General features: G+C 72.8%; 16 protein-coding genes and 1 tRNA gene. 14 read left to right on the top strand and 3 right to left on the bottom strand.

What is annotated here, in order from left to right:
• The first annotated feature begins 38 nt into the window (after nt 1–38).
• Genes ACWGI6_RS14310 through ACWGI6_RS14300 form a run of 3 tightly spaced genes read left to right on the top strand, consistent with a single transcriptional unit; the run spans nt 39 to nt 2,880 of the window.
• Nucleotides 39–932 (top strand): ABC transporter permease, encoded by an 894-nt coding sequence (locus ACWGI6_RS14310; protein WP_453267767.1) that lies wholly within the window; start codon nt 39–41, stop codon nt 930–932.
• Entirely contained in the window at nt 920–1,828 is a 909-nt protein-coding gene (locus ACWGI6_RS14305; RefSeq protein WP_453267766.1) for an ABC transporter permease, read from the top strand. Before ACWGI6_RS14310 ends, ACWGI6_RS14305 begins: the two co-directional genes overlap by 13 nt.
• Nucleotides 1,825–2,880: an ABC transporter ATP-binding protein gene (locus ACWGI6_RS14300; protein ID WP_453267765.1), complete on the top strand. Its 1,056-nt coding sequence runs from the start codon at nt 1,825–1,827 to the stop codon at nt 2,878–2,880. Before ACWGI6_RS14305 ends, ACWGI6_RS14300 begins: the two co-directional genes overlap by 4 nt.
• 79 nt (nt 2,881–2,959) lie before the next feature.
• Here ACWGI6_RS14300 and murA read toward each other — a convergent pair whose 3' ends face one another.
• Nucleotides 2,960–4,306, bottom strand: a complete 1,347-nt coding sequence (murA, locus tag ACWGI6_RS14295) for a UDP-N-acetylglucosamine 1-carboxyvinyltransferase (RefSeq protein ID WP_393907347.1) — start codon at nt 4,304–4,306, stop codon at nt 2,960–2,962.
• 295 nt (nt 4,307–4,601) lie between these two features.
• Here murA and ACWGI6_RS14290 point away from each other — a divergent pair, with 295 nt between their 5' ends.
• The 7 genes from ACWGI6_RS14290 (at nt 4,602) to ACWGI6_RS14260 (ending at nt 15,098) form a co-directional block, all read left to right on the top strand.
• Nucleotides 4,602–5,273 (top strand): YqgE/AlgH family protein, encoded by a 672-nt coding sequence (locus ACWGI6_RS14290; RefSeq protein WP_453267764.1) that lies wholly within the window; start codon nt 4,602–4,604, stop codon nt 5,271–5,273.
• Nucleotides 5,274–5,542: 269 nt separating this feature from the next.
• Entirely contained in the window at nt 5,543–6,223 is a 681-nt protein-coding gene (locus tag ACWGI6_RS14285; protein WP_453267763.1) for a hypothetical protein, read from the top strand.
• A gap of 237 nt (nt 6,224–6,460) precedes the next feature.
• Nucleotides 6,461–6,754, top strand: coding sequence for a DUF3039 domain-containing protein (locus ACWGI6_RS14280; protein WP_026169910.1), 294 nt, complete (start codon nt 6,461–6,463; stop codon nt 6,752–6,754).
• A 759-nt stretch (nt 6,755–7,513) separates the two neighbouring features.
• Complete coding sequence (locus tag ACWGI6_RS14275) at nt 7,514–9,169, top strand: beta-N-acetylhexosaminidase (RefSeq protein ID WP_453267762.1); 1,656 nt, start codon at nt 7,514–7,516, stop codon at nt 9,167–9,169.
• Between the two features lie 332 nt (nt 9,170–9,501).
• The gene (locus ACWGI6_RS14270; protein WP_453267761.1) at nt 9,502–10,398 is read left to right on the top strand and encodes an FAD binding domain-containing protein; all 897 of its coding nucleotides are present in this window, start codon (nt 9,502–9,504) and stop codon (nt 10,396–10,398) included.
• A 100-nt stretch (nt 10,399–10,498) separates the two neighbouring features.
• Nucleotides 10,499–12,649, top strand: a complete 2,151-nt coding sequence (locus ACWGI6_RS14265) for a 2Fe-2S iron-sulfur cluster-binding protein (protein ID WP_453267760.1) — start codon at nt 10,499–10,501, stop codon at nt 12,647–12,649.
• Between the two features lie 100 nt (nt 12,650–12,749).
• A complete protein-coding gene (locus ACWGI6_RS14260; protein WP_453267759.1) occupies nt 12,750–15,098 on the top strand; it encodes a xanthine dehydrogenase family protein molybdopterin-binding subunit in 2,349 nt (782 codons plus the stop codon).
• A gap of 298 nt (nt 15,099–15,396) precedes the next feature.
• On the opposite strand, the gene ACWGI6_RS14255 is transcribed toward ACWGI6_RS14260, so the two are convergent.
• Nucleotides 15,397–15,468: transfer RNA gene (locus tag ACWGI6_RS14255), tRNA-Cys, on the bottom strand.
• A 158-nt stretch (nt 15,469–15,626) separates the two neighbouring features.
• Nucleotides 15,627–16,490: an alpha/beta fold hydrolase gene (locus ACWGI6_RS14250; protein ID WP_453267758.1), complete on the bottom strand. Its 864-nt coding sequence runs from the start codon at nt 16,488–16,490 to the stop codon at nt 15,627–15,629.
• A gap of 175 nt (nt 16,491–16,665) precedes the next feature.
• Here ACWGI6_RS14250 and ACWGI6_RS14245 point away from each other — a divergent pair, with 175 nt between their 5' ends.
• From ACWGI6_RS14245 to ACWGI6_RS14230, 4 genes are all read left to right on the top strand, one after another.
• Nucleotides 16,666–18,216 carry an MFS transporter gene (locus ACWGI6_RS14245; RefSeq protein ID WP_453267757.1) on the top strand — a complete coding sequence of 517 codons (1,551 nt, stop codon included), beginning with the start codon at nt 16,666–16,668 and terminating at the stop codon, nt 18,214–18,216.
• Between the two features lie 182 nt (nt 18,217–18,398).
• Entirely contained in the window at nt 18,399–20,195 is a 1,797-nt protein-coding gene (locus ACWGI6_RS14240) for a DEAD/DEAH box helicase (protein ID WP_453267756.1), read from the top strand.
• 378 nt (nt 20,196–20,573) lie between these two features.
• Entirely contained in the window at nt 20,574–21,215 is a 642-nt protein-coding gene (locus ACWGI6_RS14235) for an IclR family transcriptional regulator (protein ID WP_453267755.1), read from the top strand.
• A 108-nt stretch (nt 21,216–21,323) separates the two neighbouring features.
• The gene (locus tag ACWGI6_RS14230) at nt 21,324–22,103 is read left to right on the top strand and encodes a S16 family serine protease (RefSeq protein ID WP_453267754.1); all 780 of its coding nucleotides are present in this window, start codon (nt 21,324–21,326) and stop codon (nt 22,101–22,103) included.
• Nucleotides 22,104–22,127 lie beyond the last annotated feature (24 nt).

Raw genomic sequence — 22,127 nt, 5'->3', positions numbered from 1 at the left:
CGCTCACCCCCTCCCCGCCCCTTGGAGACCTCCCGCGAATGAGTGACCGACCCACGACGGCCGCCGGCCCGCCCGGCCGCCCGCGCCGCAGAACCGGCCGCCGCCACTGGCCGGCCGTCCTCCCCTTCTTCGTCTTCCTCGCGCTCTGCTTCGGCCTGCCGGCCGGCGCCCTGGTCCACGGCGCCTTCACCGCCACCGATCCGGCCACCGGCCACAGCCACGCCACCCTCGAAAATGTCCGCCAGTCGCTCAAGGGCATCTACGCCACCGGCCTCGGCGGCAGCGTCCAACTCTCTTTGATCTGCGCGCTGCTGGCGACGCTCTTCGGCACCCTCATCGCGCAGGCCGTCGTCGCCTCCAGGCGTCCCGCCCTGCGCCGCGCGGTGGTCGCCGCCTCCGGGGTGCTCGCCAACTTCTCCGGCGCCCCGCTCGCCTTCGCCTTCGTCGCGACACTCGGCACCACCGGCACCCTCACCCGGCTGCTGTCCCTCGGCGACACCGGGTTCAGCCTCTACACCACCGCCGGACTGGTGCTGGCCTACCTCTACTTCATGATCCCGCTGATGGTGGTGACCGTGCTGCCGGCGCTCGACGGGCTGCGCACCCAGTGGCGGGAGGCCGCCGCCTCCTGCGGCGCCACCCGCGGCCAGTTCTGGCGGCACATCGGCCTCCCCGTCCTGCTGCCCTCACTGCTCGGCGGCGCGGTACTGCTCTTCGGCACCGCCTTCGCCTCGCACGCCACCGCCGCCGTCATGGTCGGCAGTTCGGTGCCGCTGATCACCGTGCAGATCTCCAACGCACTGGCCGGAAACGTCCTGGTCGGCCAGGAGAACCTGGCCCTCGCCATGAGCCTCAACATGGTCGTCATCGCGCTGCTGGTGATGGCCGTGCAGATACCGCTGCAGCGCAGGAGCGCCCGATGGCTGGGATGACCACCGCCGCGCAGCCGTCCGTGGCACCGCCCTCGGACCGCACCCCCGAGCAGCGCCAGGTACCCCCCGCCCGCGGCCGCCGCCCCTACGGGCGCCTCGCCGTCCTCCTCCTGGCGTTCCTCTACTTCGCCCTCCCCGTCGCCGCCTCCCTCTGGTTCACCGTCGACGACCCCGTCAAGGGCTTCTCCCTCGACGTCTACACCGGCCACCTGGTCTCCGGCGACATGCTGGGCAGCCTGCTGCTCTCCGTCGAACTGGGCCTGGCCACCGTCGCGCTGGGCCTGCTGCTGGTCGTCCCCGCCATGGTCGTCGTCCATCTCCGGCTGCCGCGGCTGCGCCCGCTCGTCGAGATCCTGTGCATGACGCCGCTGGTCGTCCCGCCGATCGCGCTGGTCGCCGGCGTCAACACGGTGCTGTCGTGGGCGCCCGGCCTGGCGAGGACGCCCTTCTACCAGACCCTGATGGTCATCCAGAACGAGAACTTCCCGCTCGTCCTCGTCCTGCTCTACACCGTCATGTCGCTGCCGTTCCTCTACCGCTCGCTGGACGCCGGACTGCGCGCCGTCGACCTCAAGACGCTGGTCGAGGCCTCCCGCAGCCTGGGCGCCGGACGGCTCACCACCCTGGCGCGGGTGGTCGTGCCCAATCTGCGGCCCGCCGTCGTCAGCGGCGCGGTCCTCAGCCTGGCCATGGTGCTCGGCGAGTACACCGTCGCCTCCGTGCTCGGCTACCGGCCGTTCGCCGTGTGGATGGTGGAGGTCGGCAACGAGGAGGCCGAACTCGCCGGTGCCGCCGCCATGCTGAGCCTCTTCCTCACCTGGGGCCTGCTGCTTCTGCTCACCCTCTTGGCGGGCGGCCGGACCCGCCGTACCCGCCGGCAAAGGAAGACGTCATGACCGTACCCGTACAACTCAAGGGGCTCCGCCGGCGGTTCGGCTCGACCACCGCGCTGGACGGCCTGGACCTGGACGTCGCGCCCGGCGAGATGGTCGCCCTGCTCGGCCCGTCCGGCTGCGGCAAGACCACCGCGCTGCGCATCATCGCGGGCTTCGAGACCGCCGACGGCGGCGAGCTCACCATGGACGGCCAGGACGTCACCGGCCTCCCCGCGCACCGCCGCGACATCGGCATGGTCTTCCAGTCCTACAGCCTCTTCCCCAACATGACGGCCGCCCAGAACATCGCCTACGGCCTGCGGGTCCGCAAGGCCACCGCGGCCGAACGCACCGCCCGCGCCACGGAGTTGCTGGAACTGGTCGGCCTGCCCGGCCGCGAGGACGACTATCCGCACCAGCTCTCCGGCGGCCAGCAGCAGCGCGTCGCCCTCGCCCGCGCCCTCGCCGTCCGCCCGCGCGTACTCCTCCTGGACGAGCCGCTGTCCGCGCTCGACGCCAAGGTGCGGCTCAGCCTCCGCGAGGAGATCCGCCGCATCCAGCTCGAACTCGGCATCACCACCGTCTTCGTCACCCACGACCAGGAAGAGGCGCTGTCCATGGCGGACCGCGTCGCCGTGATGCAGGGCGGGCGGCTCGAACAGTGCGCCGCACCCGCCGAGTTGTACGAGCGCCCGGCGACGCCGTTCGTCGCGGAGTTCGTGGGCACCATGAACCGCCTGCCCGGCACCGTCCGGGACGGTGGGGTGGTGGAACTGTTCGGCCGCCGCCTGCCGGTCCACGGGGCGGCACCGGGCGGCACCGAGGGCCGTACGGTCGACGTACTGCTCCGGCCGGAAGGTCTTGTCATCCGTACGGACGCGGGCGCGGAGGGGATGTCCGCGACCGTACGGGTGGCGACCTTCCTCGGCGCCACCACCCGTCTCCATCTGACCACCGAGACCGGCGTCCAGCTCAAGGCCGATGTGCCCAGCTGGGAGGCAGGCGAGCTGACCCCGGGCGCACGGTGCACGGTCAGCCCGCACGAGAAGCCGGTGCTGGTGGCGGAGGGCTGAGCGGGGCTTCATTCGGGGGGAGTCCCGCTCGGCCCCTACGGGGTGTCGGGGGAGCGGTGGAAAGCCGCTCCCCCGGCGCTCAGTTGGGCAGTGCGCCGTTCGGCAGCTCGACGTCGGCACCCAGTTCCACGAGCTTCTCCATGAAGTTCTCGTAGCCGCGGTTGATCAGGTCGATGCCGTGCACCCGGGAGGTGCCCTGCGCCGCCAGCGCCGCGATCAGATACGAGAAGCCGCCGCGCAGGTCGGGGATGACCAGGTCGGAGCCCTGCAGCTTGGTCGGTCCGGAAACGACCGCGGAGTGCAGGAAGTTGCGCTGTCCGAAGCGGCAGGCGGAGCCGCCCAGGCACTCCCGGTAGAGCTGGATGTGCGCGCCCATCTGGTTGAGCGCGGACGTGAAGCCGAGCCGGGACTCGTAGACCGTCTCGTGCACGATCGACAGGCCCGACGCCTGGGTCAGCGCGACGACCAGCGGCTGCTGCCAGTCGGTCTGGAAACCCGGGTGGACGTCGGTCTCCAGGGCGATGGCGTTGAGCAGGCCGCCCGGGTGCCAGAAACGGATGCCCTCGTCCTCGATCTCGAAGGCGCCGCCGACCCTGCGGAAGGTGTTGAGGAAGGTCATCATCGACCGCTGCTGCGCGCCGCGGACGTAGATGTTGCCCTCGGTGGCCAGCGCCGCGGACGCCCAGGAGGCCGCCTCCAGGCGGTCCGGGAGGGCGCGGTGGGTGTAGCCGTCGAGTTTGTCGACACCGGTGATCCGGATCGTCCGGTCGGTGTCCATGGAGATGATCGCGCCCATCTTCTGCAGCACGCAGATGAGGTCCTCGATCTCCGGCTCCACGGCGGCGTTCGACAGCTCGGTGACGCCCTCGGCCAGCACGGCGGTCAGCAGCACCTGCTCGGTGGAGCCGACCGACGGGTACGGCAGCCGGATCTTGGTGCCGCGCAGCCGCTGCGGGGCCTCCAGGTACTGCCCGTCGGCGCGCTTCTCGATCGTCGCGCCGAACTGGCGCAGCACGTCGAAGTGGAAGTCGACCGGCCGGCCGCCGATGTCGCAGCCGCCCAGGCCGGGGATGAAGGCGTGGCCGAGGCGGTGCAGCAGCGGGCCGCAGAACAGGATCGGAATCCGTGAGGAGCCGGCGTGCGCATCGATGTCGGCGACGTTGGCGCTTTCGACGTGTGACGGGTCGAGGATCAGCTCGCCCGGCTCATCACCCGGGCGGACCGTGACGCCGTGCAGCTGCAGCAGCCCGCGCACCACACGTACGTCGCGGATATCGGGCACGTTGCGCAGCCGGCTGGGGCCGCTGCCGAGGAGGGCGGCGACCATGGCCTTCGGCACAAGGTTCTTCGCGCCGCGAACCCGGATCTCGCCCTCGAGCGGGGTGCCGCCGTGGACAAGCAGTACGTCGTCAGTAGAGACGGTCATGGATCTCGCGTTCCTGGAGACGGGCAGGGCCAGCTGAAATGGTAAGGGCGGGCGGGGGTGAGTCCGTAGACCCGTGCAGTCTCGGAGCATGTAATGGCTTTGTCACAACACGCTCCGCTACGATCCGCCTTTGATCTGTAATCGACCTTTGGCTGAATTTGCCAGGGAATGTCTTGAATGGCCTATCCGGCCCCGACGTTGTGCGCCGGTGCTGCCGCCGTACGCCCTGCCCTGCTCTCGCCCGGGTCCGGGCGTTGACTCCCCGCTTCGGGCAGAAGTGCGGGATCATGTGGCCATGACCGAGGTGTCCTCGCTCACAGGGCGGCTTCTTGTCGCGACGCCCGCGCTCGCCGATCCGAACTTCGACCGCGCGGTGGTGCTGCTCCTCGACCACGACGAGGAGGGCTCCCTCGGCGTGGTCCTCAACCGTCCCACGCCGGTCGGCGTCGCGGACATCCTCGCGCCCTGGGCCGCACTGGCCGGCGAGCCCGGGGTGGTCTTCCAGGGCGGCCCGGTATCGCTGGACTCGGCGCTCGGGGTGGCCGTGGTGCCCGGCGGGCTGTCCGGCGAGGGCGGAATCCCGTCCGTGGACAGCGGCGCCAGGGCCAAGGGCGACGGCGCGGAGATGGCCGGCGTACCGGCCGCGGACCGGGCGGAAGTGCAGTCGGGTGACGAGCCGCTGGGCTGGCGCAGAGTGCACGGCGCGATCGGCCTGGTCGATCTGGAGGCCCCTCCGGAACTCCTCGCGGCGGTCCTCGGCAGTCTGCGGATCTTCGCCGGGTATGCGGGCTGGGGTCCGGGCCAGCTGGAGGACGAACTGGTCGACGGTGCGTGGTACGTCGTCGAGTCCGAGCCCGGCGATGTCTCCTCGCCCGACCCGGAGCAGCTGTGGCGCGCGGTGCTGCGGCGGCAGCGCAACGAGCTCGCGATGGTGGCGACATATCCGGACGATCCGTCGCTGAACTGACCCTCGCCGGGTTGCGATTCGGGTGGGTGCCGGGTCGGTGCCGGAGGGGTTCATGGCCTGCGCCTGGCCTGTGCCTGAGGGGGCCGGCCGGGTCCCGGGCGGGCCGGCGGACGGCGGGCGCGCGGTGGGCCCGGATTTTGTTGACGACTTGATTATTGTGACGGCTTCGTCATGGGGAATTGTCAGTCCCCGTCGCTATGGTTCGAGATGACAGGGGACGGTGCGCGGACACGTCGGCGGGTCCGCGCCGGACAAGCGGGGGAGGGGCCATGCACAGGCCGAGCGTGCCCGAGGACCTGGACCATCCACAGCGCCTGTGGGCGCGCGCCGCGACGCTGGCGGTAGTGGCGGCCGCCATGGACGACGGGGACGAATTCTCCTGGGGTGACCTGGGATTGCAGTGCTGGAACAGCGGCGGAAGCTACTGGTGGCGGCTGAAATTGTTCGAGGACGGCCGGGCCCTGCTGTGCGGCCAGGATTCGGACGGCAGCCATACGCGCATCGGCGGCCGGCAGATCGACTTCCTGGACGGCGGCCCCGCATGGCTGCCCTGGGAGCGGTTGCGGGAGGACGCCGAGGGCAATCTCTTCGGGTTCGTCTACTGGTGGCAGGACGGCGCCTGGGCCCGTGCGCCGTACCCCGAGAAGATGCCGGACGACGGCCTGGAGACGGCCATGAGCTGGGTCGCGCCCGGTGACGACGCGGTCAAGGAGATCGCCGAGGACCTCGTGGCCCGCACGGAGACCGAGGTCGACGCCATGGCGGCGGTCCGTGCCTTCCTGGCCGCCGCCGAGGCCCGCGTGGTCGGCGCCCAGGACATCACCACGCTGCTGGACACGGTCTGCGGCCAGGACTGCTGGTACGAGGTCCGCCCGGACGCCGCGCTGGCCTTCGCCACGGAGCTGGGCCTGACGTCCGGGGACCGGGGCGGGATGGCGGTGGCTTCCTAGGGCGTGCCCGCCATGGGGGCACGACGCCCGCGAGCCGCCGGGCAGGCCCTGAGGGGAGGCGTCCGCCCTGGGAGCAGTGCGCCGGCCGGGGCCCGCCGGCGGGCCGCACGGAGCGGGCGCGGCGCCGTACGCACTGCCCTGGGTGGCAGCCGCCGTGGCGGCTGCGGGTCCTGCCCTTCACCTGGCGGGCGGGCCAACGCTCCCGGGTTGCCGCGGGCGTGAGTACCCTTGGCTGTTATGAGCACTCTTGAGCCCGAGCGCGGGGCAGGTACGGGGACCCTCGTAGAGCCGACACCACAGGTGTCGCACGGCGACGGCGACCACGAGCGCTTCGCCCACTATGTCCAGAAGGACAAGATCATGGCGAGCGCGCTCGACGGGACCCCCGTCGTGGCGCTGTGCGGCAAGGTCTGGGTCCCGGGTCGAGACCCGAAGAAGTACCCGGTCTGCCCCATGTGCAAGGAGATCTTCGAGTCCATGGGCGCCGGTGGCGACAAGGACAAGGGCGGCAAGGACGGCGGCAAGAAGTAGCAGCCGCACGCCGTGACGCCCGGCCGGCCACTGCCGGTTGCGGGCGCACGAGGGCAGCAGAGCCGAGGAGCCGCAGGACGTAGCCGTCCGCCGGGGCATGGCCTCGTCCGGCGGGACTCAACCGTCCGCCGGGACATGGCGTCGTCCGTCGAGACGTAGCCATGTAGCCGTCCGTGACGCGGTGGGTGGTGGTGGTGTCTCGCCCCGCAGCCTTGAATACGGGCCTTGGTCCCTCGCGGGCCGGGCCCGTCGGCGTTCCCGGCCGGGCGGGCGAACCAGCATGAACCGGGACGAACCTGGGTGGTCCGGGGTCAGTTGCCGTACCCGGACCGGGTGAACGGCCGACGTCCTGCGCCGGGGCGCACAACCACCCGTGATCTTCCGGGAATTGCGCGGCACGAGTCACCACCGCCCTCTGCGGCCGATCGCCTCCGCCCCTACCCGCCACCACGGCACACCCTGGGCGCCACGTCTCCCTCCCCACAGGCCGGGCCCCCGCCAAGCCCGCCCCGCCCGCGCCACCCGGCTGAGCCACCGTCGCCTGATGCGGCCGGTCTTCTTCCCCTCCAACCGGACGGGAATGGCTTCCACCGGACGAGAACGGCCAGGGCGGGACCACGGCGGGGCGGGATCATGGCAGCATCGGCCGTGATGACCACCCCCGTGCTGGTCGTCTTCTCTTCCTGGACTTCTTCTCTTCTTCGTACTCGTACAGGCCGACCGGTCCTGGGCCGGGCGGCGTGGTGAAGGACGGACGGCATGCCGGACACAGACATCACCCCCACGACACCGGGCGGCGGCCTGGTCCCGGCGCCGCTGAGCATCGACGGGCCCTACCGCAGCGCGGTCCGCCTCGGCGAGGGCACCGCGCTGGCGGCCGGCCCCGGTACCGAGGACACCGCGCGCTGGCTGCGCACCACCCTCGGCGCGGCCTTCGGCCTCCCGCTGCCGCCCGGCTCCGACGAGGCGACGGACACCCTCGCGCTCGTCGTCGACCCCGCCCTCCCCGCGGAGGGCTACCGGCTGGAGGCCGCACCCCGTTGGGGAGTACGGATCACCGGCGGCGGCCCGGCCGGCGTCTTCTGGGGAGCGCAGACCCTGCGCCAGCTCCTCGGCCCGCACGCCTTCCGCCGGGCGCCGCTCGCCCCCGGGCGCGCGGCCGTCCTGCCGCAGCAGACCATCGAGGACGGCCCCCGCTTCGCCTGGCGCGGCATGCTGCTCGATGTCGCACGGCACTTCCTGCCCAAGGACGGTGTGCTGCGTTACCTCGACCTGCTCGCCGCCCACAAGCTCAATGTCCTGCACCTCCACCTCACCGACGACCAGGGCTGGCGGATCGAGATCGCGCGCTATCCGAAGCTGACCGAGACCGGCGGCTGGCGGGAGCGCACCAAACTCGGCCACCGGGCCTCTCCCCTCTGGGACGAGCGCCCGCACGGCGGCTACTACACCCAGGACGACCTCCGCGAGATCGTCGCCTACGCCGCCCAGCGGCATATCACCGTCGTCCCCGAGATCGACATTCCCGGACACTCGCAGGCCGCCATCGCCGCGTACCCGGAACTCGGCAATACGGACGTCATCGACACCACTTCCCTGAAGGTCTGGGACACCTGGGGCGTCAACCCCAACGTGCTGGCGCCCACCGACCACACCCTGCGGTTCTACGAGCAGGTGCTCGAAGAGGTCCTCGCGCTCTTCCCCTCGCCGTTCGTGCACATCGGGGGAGACGAGTGCCCCAAGGACCAGTGGAAGGCGTCCGCCACGGCCCAGGCACGGATCGCCGAGCTGTCGCTGTCCGGCGAGGACGAGCTGCAGAGCTGGTTCATCCGGCACTTCGACCGCTGGCTCGCCGACCGCGGGCGGCGGCTGATCGGCTGGGACGAAATCCTGGAAGGCGGACTGGCCGAGGGCGCCGCGGTCTCCTCGTGGCGCGGCTACGCGGGGGGTATCGCCGCGGCCAAATCCGGCCATGACGTGGTGATGTGCCCCGAACAGCAGGTGTACTTGGACCACCGTCAGCATCACTCCCCGGACGAGCCGGTGCCGATCGGCTTCGTACGGACCCTGGAGGACATCTACCGCTTCGAGCCGGTACCGCCGGAGCTGACCGCCGACCAGGCCGGGCACGTCCTGGGCACCCAGGCCAATGCCTGGACCGAGGTCATGGACAGTCAGCAGCGCCTCGACTACCAGGTGTTTCCGCGGCTGGCCGCCTTCGCCGAGGTCGCCTGGTCGCGGCTGCCCGCACCGGCCGACCGCGACTACCAGGACTTCACCCGGCGGATGGCTGTCCACTACGCCCGCCTCGACGCCCTCGGCGTCGACTACCGCCCGCCCGGCGGCCCCCTCCCCTGGCAGAAACGGCCCGGCGTGCTCGGACGCCCGATCGACGGGGCGCCCCCAAACGTGTGAGCCCCCGGGCAAGGAGGGCGCTCGTGCGGCCGGACCCTGGGACGGTGGTGCGGTACGGCGGATACCCCGCACCGCGTAGTGCCGTACCGGGCATCGCCGTACCGGCGGTGTGCGCCCCGCCGGACGCTTCCGCCGATGCGCCACACCGCAGTTCCCGCACGGCCGACGGCGGACGAAACGGGACCAGCACCCTGTTCGGGGACGGAGCGCCGGTTCGCGGACCCTCGCGCCGGGGGCCCGGGAAGATGTGCCAGAGTTGCCACGTCCGGGCTGTGAGCACGTACCGTACGGCGGAGCGGAACTGCCGGGACACCGGGGAAGGGGCAGCTGGCTTGACCACGCACGCACCGCAGGCGTCGCACACGGTGACGTTGCCGGCCTCGCTCGACGAGGCGGTGGCGGCGCTCACCGCCATGCCCGCCGCCGTTCCCGTCGCGGGCGGCACCGACCTCATGGCGGCGGTCAACGCCGGACTCCTCAGACCCGCAGCCCTGGTGGGCCTCGGCCGCATCAGTGAGATCCGCGGCTGGCAGTACCTGGACGGCCATGCGCTGCTCGGCGCCGGCCTCACCCTCGCCCGTATGGGGCGCCCCGACTTCGCCGCCCTGATCCCGGGCCTCGCCGCCGCCGCCCGCGCGGCCGGCCCGCCGCAGGTCCGCAACGCCGGCACCCTCGGCGGCAACATCGTGACCTCCGCGCCCACCGGCGACACCCTCCCGGTGCTCGCCGCCCTCGAAGCCACGGTGATCATCGCCGGTCCCGGGGGCAGCCGTCGCGAGATCCCGGTCAGCCACCTCCTGGCCGGCCGGGAGATGCTGAACCCCGGCGAACTCGTCGGCTTCGTACGGGTGCCGCTGCTGCACGCCCCGCAGACCTTCCTCAAGGCCACCGGCCGCACCGGGCCCGGCCGGGCCACCGCCTCCGTGTCGCTCGTCCTGGACCCGGCCAGACGCGGCGTGCGCTGCGCGGTGGGGGCGGTCGCCGCCATGCCGCTGCGTCCCCTGGAGGCCGAGCAGTGGGTGGCCTCGCTCATCGACTGGGACGGCGAACGCGGCCTGGTGCCCGAGGCGCTGACGGCCTTCGGTGACTATGTCGCGGCCGCCTGCATCCCGGACCCGGCGCCGCCCGAGGACGGTTCGGAACCGGCCACCCTGCCGCCCGCCGCACTCCATTTGCGCCGTACGGTGGCAGCCCTGGCCCGCCGTGCACTGGGGAGGGCGCTCTCATGAGCGAGCGCAGCATGGGGGTCCCCCCGGTCGGAGACCGGGGGATCATCATCGAAAGGTGCGCGCCTCGCGACTGCGAGGCCGAGCGAAGTGAGGGCTCGGCATGAGCGACGCAGACAACCGCCATCCGTACCAGCCGCACCCCGAACAGGGCTGGCAGCCGCTGCCGCAGGGTGGCGAGTACGAGTCGGAGGCGACGGCCTTCGTGCAGCTCCCGGAGGGCTTCACCACCGGGGTCTACCGAGGCGGATCACCCCGGTACGGCACCCCGGGTGCCGAGCCGCTCGCCGCACCCGGTCACGGCTACACCCCGCCGGCCTCCTTCACGCCGCACGCCCCCGCGCCGCCGGTCGCGGACGCGGGCGCCGACCCGGCGGCCACCGGCCAGTGGACGATGCCCTTCGCGGACCCCTCGGCCGGATACGCCGACCCGTCCGCCGGATACCCGGCCCAGGCGGAGTACGCGGCCCACCACGGCTCCCCCGAGGGCTACCACGGTGACGCGCCCGAGGCGGCCCGGTCGTGGCACGGCGACCCGGTGGACTGGCCCGTCGCGGGCAGTCCGGAGGCGGGCGGTCCCGGAACCTGGTCGGTCCCCGCGGCGGCGGACGACGGCCTGGAGGAATCCGGCGAATACCTGGTCGGCGACGACCGGCTGACGGGGCATACGGCACCAACGGGAAGCCATTCGGGCCATCCGGGCCACCCGGGTCATTCGGTTCATCCCGGGCATCCCGGCCTTACCGGGCCCGGTGGCGCCGCCGGCTACCAGGACGGCGAGTACCCCGGCGCCGGTGCGTACGACGACGCGGGGACGGACACCGGCGAGGCCGCCCGTACCGGGCACTGGAACTTCACCACCGGGCTGACCGCCACGAGCGGGGCGGAAACGCACCCCATGGCGCCGCAGGACGTCTCGCACGGCGGGGCGGCGCACGATCACTTCCGCGCCGCCGCTGACGACCCCTATGCGCGCGAGCGCGGCCTCCCGGCCCGCGGCGCCGCGCCGGACGCCGAACTGCCCCGCGCCGGGGGCCCGTCGGGTGGCGACCCGTACGGGACGGGCGCGGGTGCCCTGAACGGCGAGGCGACCGGGCACTGGTCGCTGCCGGCCGACGCGCTGGCCCAGTGGCCGCCTGCCGCGGAGGCGGCGCAGCCGCCGCACGACGGGGCACCGCAGCAGCAGGAGGCAGCGGAGCGGCCCGACGGAACGTCGGACGCGCCCGGCACGGGCAGGTGGACCATCCCGGTGGCCGAAGGCGAACAGCCGGAAGAATCCGGCGAGTTCGCGCTCACCGACGCGACCGGGCCCGTGACGTCCACCGCGTCGGGTGCCGACGGCTTTGCGGACGCTCCGCCGGAGCGCGTCGAGCACACCGGCCCCACGGGCCCCGACGGCCTCGCGGACCCGGAGGCTGCCGGGCACAGCGGCGAGGGCGCCGGGACCGGCGAGACCGCCGACGAGGACGGCGCCGGCCGCGCGCGGTCCACCGGCGGCGCCGGCCCCACCCGTACCGGGGCTCCCGACGGAACCGAGGGCTCCGCCGGCCCGGACGACCCCACCGAGCCCGACGACACGTTCGCGGCCGCCTCCGGCCTTGCGGGCGACCCCGGCACCGATGACCACGACGAACACCCCGCCGCCTCCTACGTCCTGCGGGTGAACGGCATCGACCGGCCGGTCACCGACGCCTGGATCGGCGAGTCGCTGCTCTACGTGCTGCGCGAGCGGCTCGGTCTGGCCGGCGCCAAGGACGGCTGCTCACAGGGCGAGTGCGGGGCCTGCTCCGTCCAGGTGGACGGGCGACTGGTGGCGTCCTGCCTGGTGCCCGCGGTCACCACGGCGGGCAGTGAGGTCCGTACGGTCGAGGGGCTCGCGGAGAACGGTGTGCCCTCCGACGTGCAGTGCGCGCTCGCCGAGTCCGGTGCGGTGCAGTGCGGCTTCTGCGTACCGGGGATGGCGATGACCGTCCACGACCTCCTGGAGGGCAACCACGCCCCCAGCGAGCTGGAGACCCGTAAGGCGCTGTGCGGCAACCTCTGCCGCTGCTCCGGCTACCGGGGTGTGCTGGACGCCGTCGACGAGGTCGTCAAGGCCCGTGCGCAGGCCGCGGAGGCGGCCTACGGCCCGGCGGACGACCCGGACGGGGCGGCACCGGCGGACACCGCCCGCATTCCCCACCAGGCGGGCCCCGCCGACCCCATGGGTCGCGCCCCGCACGACCAGGATCCGCACACGGGAGGCTCCGCATGAGCGAGCGCAGCATGGGGGTCCCCCTGGCCGGAGGCCGGGGGAGCATGAGGGAGCGGTGCGCGCCGAGCGGATGCGAGGCCGGGCGAAGCGAGGTTTCGGCATGAGTGGCACGTCCGATGGCGCAGGTGCCGTCACCGCGACCCCCGCGGCGGGCGTCCAGATCCCCGTCGAGCAGCCGGCCCACGGCCTGGGCGTGTCCCTGCCGCCCGCCGACGCACCGGCCAAGGCCGAGGGCACCTTCCCGTACGCCGCCGACCTCTGGGCCGAAGGGCTGCTGTGGGCCGCGGTGCTGCGCTCACCGCACCCGCGCGCGCGGATCCTGTCCATCGACACCAAGCACGCCGCGGAGATGCCGGGCGTGCGCGTCATCGTCACGCACGAGGACGTCCCCGGCGACTCGGGGCACGGCCGGGGCACCGCCGACCGCCCGGTTTTCGCCAAGGACGAGGTCCGCCACCACGGCGAACCGATCGCCGCGGTGGCCGCCGACCACCCCGACACGGCGCGGCTCGCCGCCGCCGCCATCGCCGTCGAGTACGAGGTCCAGGACGCGGTCACCGACCCCCAACTGGCCTTCGAAGCGGAGCCGTTGCACCCGGACGGCAACCTCATCCGGCACATCCCGCTCCGCTTCGGTGACCCCGATGCCCTGGGCGAGGTGATGGTCGAGGGGCTCTACCGGATCGGCCGCCAGGACCCGGCGCCCATCGGGGCCGAGGCCGGGCTCGCGGTGCCGCGCCCCGATGGCGGCGTGGAGATCTACACCGCCTCCACGGACCCGCACACCGACCGTGATCTGGCCGCCGCCTCCTTCGGTCTTGAACCGGACCAGGTCAAGGTCGTGGTGACCGGTGTGCCCGGCGCCACCGCCGACCGCGAGGACCCCGGCATCCAGCTGCCGCTCGGCCTGCTGGCGCTGCGTACGGGTTGCCCCGTCAAGCTCGCCGCGACCCGTGAGGAGTCCTTCCTCGCGCACGCCCACCGCCACCCCACGCTGCTGCGCTACCGCCACCATGCGGACGCCGACGGCAAGTTGGTCAAGGTGGAGGCCCAGATCCTGATGGACGCCGGTGCGTACGCGGACACCTCCGCCGACGCCCTGGCCGCGGCCGTGTCCTTCTCCTGCGGCCCGTATGTCGTCCCGCACGCCGTCGTCGACGGCTGGGCGGTGCGCACCAACAACCCGCCGTCCGGCCATGTGCGCGGCGAGGGCGCCTTGCAGGTCTGTGCCGCCTACGAGGGCCAGATGGACAAGCTGGCCGCCCGGTTGGGACTGGAGCCCGACGAGATCCGGCTGCGCAACGTCATGACCACCGGGGATCTGCTGCCCACGGGGCAGACGGTGACCTGCCCGGCCCCGGTTGCCGAACTCCTGCACGCCGTCAAGGAAGCGCCGCTTCCCGAGCTGCCCAAGGATGCGCCCGAAGCGGAGTGGCTGCTGCCGGGCGGCCCCGAGGGCGCGGGCGAACCGGGCGCGGTGCGCCGGGGTGTCGGCTACGCGCTGGGCATGGTGCACATGCTCGGCGCTGAGGGCACCGACGAGGTCTCCACCGCCACCGTCAAGGTCAGCGGCTCGGTGGCCACCGTCATCTGCGCCGCCGTCGAGACCGGATCCGGGTTCTCCACCCTGGCGCGGCAGATCGTGCAGGAGACGCTCGGCATCGACGAGGTGCACGTCGCGGGCGTCGACACCGACCAGCCGCCGGCCGGACCGGCCTGCCACGGGCGGCACACCTGGGTCTCCGGCGGCGCCGTCGAGCGCGCCGCCAAGATGGTCCGTACGCAGCTGCTGCAGCCGCTGGCCCACAAGTTCGGGATGTCCACCGAGCTGCTGCAGATCAACGACGGCAAGATCACTTCCTACGACGGGGTGCTCAGCACCACCGTCGCCGAGGCGCTGGACGGCAAGGAACTGTGGGCCACCGCCCAGTGCCGGCCGCATCCGACGGAGCCGCTGGACGAGGGCGGTCAGGGCGATGCGTTCGTCGGCCTCGCCTTCTGCGCGATCCGCTGTGTCGCCGACGTCGACATCGAGCTCGGCACCATCCGGGTCGTGGAGATGACCGTCGCCCAGGACGTGGGCCGGGTGCTCAACCCCCGCCAGCTGCGCGCCCGTATCGAGGCCGGTGTCACCCAGGGCCTGGGCGCCGCCCTGATGGAGAACCTGCGCACCACCCGTGGCCAGGTCCGCCACCCCGACCTGACCGGCTATGCACTGCCGACCGCCCTGGACGCCCCGGACATCCGCATCGTCAAGCTCGTCGAGGAACGGGACGTGGTCGCCCCCTTCGGCGCCAAGCCCGTCAGCGCGATCCCGGTCGTCACCTCACCGGCCGCCGTGGCCTCCGCGGTCCGCGCCGCCACCGGCCGCCCCATCGGCCGCCTCCCGATCCGCCCGCAGGCGGCGGTGGCGCAGGTGGCGCAGGTGGCGCAGGTGGCGCAGCAGTAAGGGCGGTGGGAGGGGGGCTGCGGCTGCGGCTGCGGCTGTGGCTGTGGTTGTGGGTGCGGCTGGCGACGCGGGCGAGGCCGGGGATCCCACCGCTTCGTGGCCGTGCTGCTCACCGACCGGTGAGGGGCTGGGGAGCGGTGCGGCGGCCCGAGCCCCCCGGGGCCATCGGCGGCGTGGGTGCTCCGCCGGGCCGAGGGGTGTGCCACATGCGTCCGGAGGCGGTCCCCACGGGGGTTGGGGCCGCCTCCGGACGTACAGCGCGGTCATCGTGCGTGGCGCGAGACCATGCGGTGCATCGAGGCCGTGGCGGGAATCGAACCCACGTAACTCGCTTTGCAGGCGAGTCCCTAAACCACTCGGGCACACGGCCGGGTGCTGTGCTGCTCCCGACTGTAGGCCGCGTGGTGGGGTGGCCGGCAAGGGTGCGGGGCGGGGTGCCATGAAGCTGCAATACGGGGCAACGCGGGGCAACATGCCGTTCATGAAGCGGGGCGGAGCCGCGGACGCAGGCCTCCGGCGGGGGGTGTCTCACACCGAGTGCAGGAACTCCTCCAACACCGGCCCGAACAGCTCCGGTGCATCCACCCACGGGTAGTGGCCCACCTCGTGCAGCGGCCGTACCCGTGCGTCGGAGAACGACTCGGCCACCAGCTCGCCCGCTCGCATACCCGTCACCCCGTCGCGATCACCGGTCACCACCAGCACCGGGCAGCTCACCTCACCCAGCCCGGACACCAGCGCCGCTCGCAGCTGCTCGTCCACGCCCTGCCAGAACCCGGCCCGCGGTACCGGCCCCAACTGCTCGCCCTCCGTGGCGGCATGGGCCCGCTGCGGCTCCTCCCACCGCCCGTAGGCGAGCGGCGCCGCGGCCAGCAGCAGCGCCCGTACTTCGTCCATGTCGGATGCTTCGGCCAGTTGCTGGACCGCTGCCGAAGCCTGCGGCCACCACTTCTCGTGGGACCGCGAGGCGAAGATCTCCTGTGCGTCGTCGGGGAGTTCGCCCTGCAGCCGGGAGCCGGGGCAGATCAGGGCCAGCCGGGTCAGCCGCTGCGGGTACCCCGCCGCGAACGCCTGGGCGACCGCGGCCCCCGCGTCGTGCGCGAGCAGGGCGAACCGCTCCAGGCCCAGGTGCGCGCGGAGTGCCTCGACATCCTCGGCGAGCTGCGGGAAGGCGTAACGGGACGGATCGGCGGCGGCCGGGGAGGCACCCGTGCCGCGGCTGTCCGGAATGATCAGCTGCCGGTGTGCGCTCATCCCGCCGAGGTCGCCCAGATACGCGGCATCCCGTCCGGGCCCGCCGGCCAGACACACCAGGGGCGGCAGGGGCGAGTCGGCCGGGCCGAGCACGCGGTAGTGGAGCTCGGCATCGTCGTACGTACGGAAGTGGGGCATAAGGACAGCTTGCCCGACGCGCTGTAATGAATGGGGGCCCGCGACGACGAGCGGTCGTGTCCGGCCGGCCTGTGCCGCGTAGGGCCGGCCCGACCCGCGCCCTACGACCCACGGCCGACCCGGTCCCCGTCTCCCGACAGGGGCACCGCCGTCGTACGGCCCTTACGCTGGCCCGATGACCGCTGACCGCCCCCGCGGAAATGACCCTGGCACCGATACGGGCCACGGCACCGACACGGGCCACGGCACCGACCCCGGCCTCGCCACCACCGGCCACCCCGCCCGGCCCGCCGACCTCGCCCCCGACGCCGACCCGTACGGCAGCGGCGGGATCCTCGGCCGGACCCACCGGGCGCTCACCCTCGGCATCATCTCCGTCGTCTCGGTCGTCGCCTTCGAGGCGAGTGCCGTGAACACCGCGATGCCGGCCGCCGCCCGCGCGCTGGACGGCATCGGTCTGTACGCCTTCGCGTTCTCGGCCTACTTCACGGCGAGCCTGTTCGCGATGGCGCTCTCGGGCGAGTGGTGCGACCGGCACGGTCCGCTCGCACCGCTGTTCAGCGGGATCGCCGCGTTCGGGGCGGGGCTGCTGGTCGCGGGCGGCGCCCAGAGCATGGGGATGTTCGTCGCGGGCCGCGGGGTGCAGGGCATCGGCGGCGGGCTGGTGGTGGTGTCGCTGTATGTGGTCGTCGGCCGCGCCTATCCCGAACGGCTGCGTCCGTCGATCATGGCGTCGTTCTCGGCGGCCTGGGTGGTGCCGGTGATCGTCGGTCCGCTGGTCGCCGGGACCGTCACCGAACAGCTCGGCTGGCGCTGGGTCTTCCTCGCCATCCCCGTACTGATACTGCTGCCGCTCGCGGTGATGCTGCCCGCGCTGCGCAAGCTGCCCCGTACGCGGCCGGGCCCGAGCGGCGGCGCGCGGCAGGTGCTGGGCAACCGGCGCTGTCTGCTGGCGCTGGCCGTGGCCGTGGGCGCCTGCCTGCTGCAGTACGCGGGCCAGCATCCGACCTGGTTCGCGCTGCTGCCCGCGGCCGCCGGACTGGCCCTGCTGGTGCCGGGCATCGTGCGGCTGCTGCCCCGCGGCACGTTCCGCGCGGCGCGTGGTCTGCCGAGCGTCGTGCTGATGCGCGGTCTGGCCGCCGGGGCGCTGGTCGCCGCCGAGAGCTTCATCCCGCTGATGCTGGTCACCCAGCGGGGGCTGTCCGCCACCCTCGCCGGCCTCTCCCTCACCGGCGGCGGAGTGACCTGGGCGCTCGGCTCGTACGTCCAGAGCCGGCCGCGTCTGGAGCCGTACCGGGAGCGGCTGATGGGCCTGGGCATGGTTCTCCTGGCGGCGGCCATCGTGACGGTGCCGCTGGCGCTGGTCGACGGCGTGCCGGCCGCGATCGTCGCGGCGGCGTGGACGGTCGGCGGGTTCGGTATGGGCCTGAACATCGCCAGCGGAGGTGTGCTGCTGCTGAAGCTCTCCCGTCCGCAGGAGGCGGGCAGCAACTCCGCCTCCCTGCAGATGTCGGACGCGCTGGGAAATGTCACCTTCGTCGGTGTCGGCGGCGTGCTGTTCGTGGCCTTCGGCGGCGGCTCGATCGCGGTGAACGGGCCCGCGGCGACGGCCGGCGGCGGCTCGGCGAGCCATCCGGCGGCCTTCGCGGCCGTGTTCGCGGCGATGGCGGTGGTGGCGTTGGCCGGCGCCGGTGTCACAAGCCGGTTGCGACCCGATCGCGGCTGAGACAGCGGCGCCGCCGCCCGCACCACCCGTCCCACCAGGGAAACCACCGTCATCCGGGGCCGGATGGCGAATGTGACCTCGGTCCCACCCCGGGGCGACCCGGTGCCGTAACCCCGAAGCGTGAAGTGGCGCACGGGTAGGCTGACGCGGTTGCCGATCGCCGAGTTCAGCCGACGGAGACCGTGACTACCTCCACCAGCGCCACCAATAACCATCACCTGTCCCCGGCTTTCCCGGGACGGGCCCCTTGGGGAACCGCGAACAAGCTGCGTGCCTGGCAGCAGGCGGCCATGGACCGCTATCTCCAGACCCAGCCGAGAGACTTCCTCGCCGTCGCGACGCCCGGAGCCGGCAAGACGACGTTCGCGCTCACGCTCGCCTCGTGGCTGCTGCACCACCACGTCGTGCAGCAGGTGACGGTCGTCGCACCGACCGAGCATCTGAAGAAGCAGTGGGCGGAGGCGGCGGCACGGATAGGGATCAAGCTCGACCCGGAGTACAGCGCGGGGCCCCTGGGCCGCGAGTACCACGGCGTCGCGATCACCTATGCCGGTGTGGGCGTACGGCCCATGCTGCACCGCAACCGGATCGAGCAGCGCAAGACGCTGGTGATCCTCGACGAGATCCACCACGCCGGTGACTCGAAGTCATGGGGCGAGGCGTGCCTGGAGGCGTTCGAGCCCGCCACCCGGCGGCTCACGCTGACCGGTACGCCCTTCCGGTCCGACACCAACCCGATTCCGTTCGTGACGTACGAGGAGGGGAACGACGGCATCCGGCGCTCCTCCGCCGACTACACCTACGGATACGGCAACGCGCTCGGCGACGGCGTCGTCCGGCCGGTCATCTTCCTCTCCTACAGCGGCAACATGCGCTGGCGGACGAAGGCGGGCGACGAGATCGCGGCCCGGCTCGGCGAGCCGATGACCAAGGACGCGGTCTCGCAGGCCTGGCGTACCGCGCTGGATCCGCGCGGCGAGTGGATGCCCAATGTGCTGCGCGCCGCCGATCAGCGGCTGAGCGAGGTCCGTAAGTCCATCCCGGACGCCGGGGCGCTGGTGATCGCCTCCGACCAGGAGCAGGCGCGGGCCTACGCCAAGCTGATCCGGGAGATCACCGGGGAGGGCGCCACCCTCGTGCTGTCCGACGACTCCGGGGCGTCAGAGCGCATCGATGACTTCGCGTACTCCCAGGACCGGTGGATGGTCGCGGTCCGGATGGTGTCCGAGGGGGTGGACGTGCCGCGGCTGGCGGTCGGGGTGTACGCCACCACGATCTCGACGCCGCTGTTCTTCGCGCAGGCCGTGGGGCGGTTCGTGCGGTCCCGTAAGCGCGGCGAGACCGCCTCCGTCTTCCTGCCCACCGTTCCGATGCTGCTCGGCTTCGCCAACGAGATGGAGGTCGAGCGCGACCACGTCCTGGACAAGCCGAAGAAGGACGGGGAGGAAGACCCGTACGCCGAATCCGAGCAGGAGATGGAGGAGGCGAACAAGGAGCAGGACGAGGACACCGGCGAGCAGGAGCAGTTCTCGTTCGAGGCGCTGGAGTCGGAGGCGGTCTTCGACCGGGTGCTCTACGACGGTGCCGAGTTCGGTATGCAGGCCCACGCGGGCAGCGAGGAGGAGCAGGACTACCTCGGCATCCCCGGGCTGCTGGAGCCCGACCAGGTGCAGATGCTGCTCCAGAAGCGGCAGGCCCGGCAGATCGCCCACAGCAAGAAGCGGCCGGATGCGGAGGCGGATCTGCTGGAGCTGCCGGCCGAGCGGCGGCCCGTGGTCACGCACAAGGAGCTGCTGGAGCTCAGAAAGCAGCTGAACACGCTGGTGGGGGCGTATGTCCACCAGAGCGGAAAGCCGCACGGCGTGATCCACACCGAGCTGCGGCGGGTGTGCGGCGGGCCGCCGAGCGCGGAGGCCACCGCCGGGCAGCTGGGTGAGCGGATCAAGAAGGTACGGGAGTGGGCCACGCGGATGCGGTGAGCCCGCCCGTGGCCCGTGGGGGCGGTGTGCCGGCTGAGCGGCGCGCCGCCCCCGTCGTCATTTCCGGTACGGCGTGCCGGAGCCGGCCAGGCACGGCGCTTGCGCGCATACCGCCCGGACGGGTCTTTAGCCCTACCTGAAACACAACGGGACCTTCTGGACGGACGTACGGGGATATTCCGGGCTGTGGAGCCCGGATTCTGGACGGACTCTTCCGCTCACCGGACTGGCTCGCTACTGTCCCGGTCACGCACACGCCCCGTGGCAGCGCCGCCGCGGAGCGCAGCCGGTGCCATGCGGCCGGCGGCCTCTAGCGCGCGCTGCTCCGGGACACGCAGCGCGTCGCGTCCGAGTGCCGCCACTCACCCAGGAGGCGTCGTGACCGCAGAGACCTCCCAGACCCTCGACCGAGGGCTGCGCGTCCTCAAACTGCTTGCCGACACCGACCACGGGCTGACCGTCACCGAGCTCTCCAACAAGCTCGGCGTCAACCGCACCGTGGTCTACCGTCTGCTGGCCACGCTGGAACAGCACGCCCTGGTGCGCCGTGACATAGGCGGCCGGGCCCGGGTCGGCCTGGGCGTGCTGCGCCTGGGCCGGCAGGTACATCCGCTGGTCAGGGAGGCCGCACTGCCCGCGCTGCGGTCGCTGGCCGAGGACGTGGGGGCCACCGCGCACCTCACCCTCGTCGACGGCACCGAAGCGCTGGCCGTCGCCGTCGTCGAGCCGACCTGGACCGACTACCACGTGGCCTACCGGGCGGGATTCCGTCATCCGCTGGACCGGGGGGCCGCCGGGCGGGCGATCCTCAAGGCCCGGCAGGGCCGCATCCAGGACGCCGGACTCGCCCTGACGCACGGGGAGTTGGAGGCCGGCGCGAGCGGCGCGGCGGCACCGCTGCTCGGGGTGAGCGGCATCGAGGGAAGCGTGGGCGTGGTGATGCTCGCGGACACCGTCTCCGAGCGGATCGGACCGCGGGTGGTCGACGCGGCCCGGGAGGTGGCGGAAGCGCTGCGCTGAGACCGAGGGTGCGGTCGAGGGGCGCGGGGTGTGAAGGGGCGGTGGCTGTGTGGTGAGGCCGCAGCGCCTTGAGGCCCTGGTGGGGCGGGGGTCAATTAGGGTGGCGGAGTGTCCTCACGCACCCGAGCCCTGGCGGCCTGCACCGCCCTCGTTCTCGCCCTCCTCCTCACCGCGGTCCTCGCCCCGCTGCCGTATTCGGTCGCCTATCCGGGCATGACGGCGAATGTCCTCGGTGACGACAAGGGCAAGCCGGTGATCTCCATCACCGGCGCCGGGACCCGTAAGACGAGCGGGCAGCTGCGGATGACCTCAATCGTTGCCACCGGCCCGGACGCCTCCGTCCATCTGCCGGACATCCTCCAGGGCTGGTTCCGTAAGGACGAGGCCGTGATGCCGCGGGAGGCGGTCTACCCGGTGGGCAACAACACCGAGGAGATCGCCGAGCACAACGCGCAGCAGATGGAGGAGTCCCAGGGCACCGCCACCAGCGCCGCGCTCGGGCAGCTCGGCAAGTCGGCCAAGGACATCAAGGTCAAGCTGAGCCTGGCGGACGTCGGCGGCCCGAGCGCCGGGCTGATGTTCGCCCTCGGCATCGTCGACAAGCTGGCCGGCGACGGTGCCGGCCATGATCTGACCGGCGGGCGCACCATCGCCGGTACGGGGACCATCACGGCCGGCGGGAAGGTCGGCGCGGTGGGCGGGGTCCCGCTGAAGACGCAGGCCGCGCACCGGGACGGCGCCTCGGTCTTCCTGGTCCCGCGCAAGGAGTGCACGGACGCGCGGACGGAGCTGCCGAAGGGGATGCGGCTGATCCCGGTCACGACGCTCGACGGCGCGGTGGACGCCCTGAAGGCCCTGCAGACCGGCGGCAGCGTTCCCCGCTGCTGAGCCTGCCCCACGGCTCCCGGGGCA

The organism is Streptomyces sp. NPDC054786 (genome assembly GCF_053611685.1).
Note: the sequence above shows the minus strand (reverse complement) of the source record. Positions and strands in the feature narration are given on the sequence as shown.

What these genes read in the sequence shown, in the direction of transcription:
- ACWGI6_RS14310 (WP_453267767.1), top strand. Translation starts at nt 39, where the DNA reads ATGAGTGACCGACCCACGACGGCCGCCGGCCCGCCCGGCCGCCCGCGC.
- ACWGI6_RS14305 (WP_453267766.1), top strand. Translation starts at nt 920, where the DNA reads ATGGCTGGGATGACCACCGCCGCGCAGCCGTCCGTGGCACCGCCCTCG.
- ACWGI6_RS14300 (WP_453267765.1), top strand. Translation starts at nt 1,825, where the DNA reads ATGACCGTACCCGTACAACTCAAGGGGCTCCGCCGGCGGTTCGGCTCG.
- murA (WP_393907347.1), bottom strand. Translation starts at nt 4,306, where the DNA reads ATGACCGTCTCTACTGACGACGTACTGCTTGTCCACGGCGGCACCCCG.
- ACWGI6_RS14290 (WP_453267764.1), top strand. Translation starts at nt 4,602, where the DNA reads ATGACCGAGGTGTCCTCGCTCACAGGGCGGCTTCTTGTCGCGACGCCC.
- ACWGI6_RS14285 (WP_453267763.1), top strand. Translation starts at nt 5,543, where the DNA reads ATGCACAGGCCGAGCGTGCCCGAGGACCTGGACCATCCACAGCGCCTG.
- ACWGI6_RS14280 (WP_026169910.1), top strand. Translation starts at nt 6,461, where the DNA reads ATGAGCACTCTTGAGCCCGAGCGCGGGGCAGGTACGGGGACCCTCGTA.
- ACWGI6_RS14275 (WP_453267762.1), top strand. Translation starts at nt 7,514, where the DNA reads ATGCCGGACACAGACATCACCCCCACGACACCGGGCGGCGGCCTGGTC.
- ACWGI6_RS14265 (WP_453267760.1), top strand. Translation starts at nt 10,499, where the DNA reads ATGAGCGACGCAGACAACCGCCATCCGTACCAGCCGCACCCCGAACAG.
- ACWGI6_RS14260 (WP_453267759.1), top strand. Translation starts at nt 12,750, where the DNA reads ATGAGTGGCACGTCCGATGGCGCAGGTGCCGTCACCGCGACCCCCGCG.
- ACWGI6_RS14250 (WP_453267758.1), bottom strand. Translation starts at nt 16,490, where the DNA reads ATGCCCCACTTCCGTACGTACGACGATGCCGAGCTCCACTACCGCGTG.
- ACWGI6_RS14245 (WP_453267757.1), top strand. Translation starts at nt 16,666, where the DNA reads ATGACCGCTGACCGCCCCCGCGGAAATGACCCTGGCACCGATACGGGC.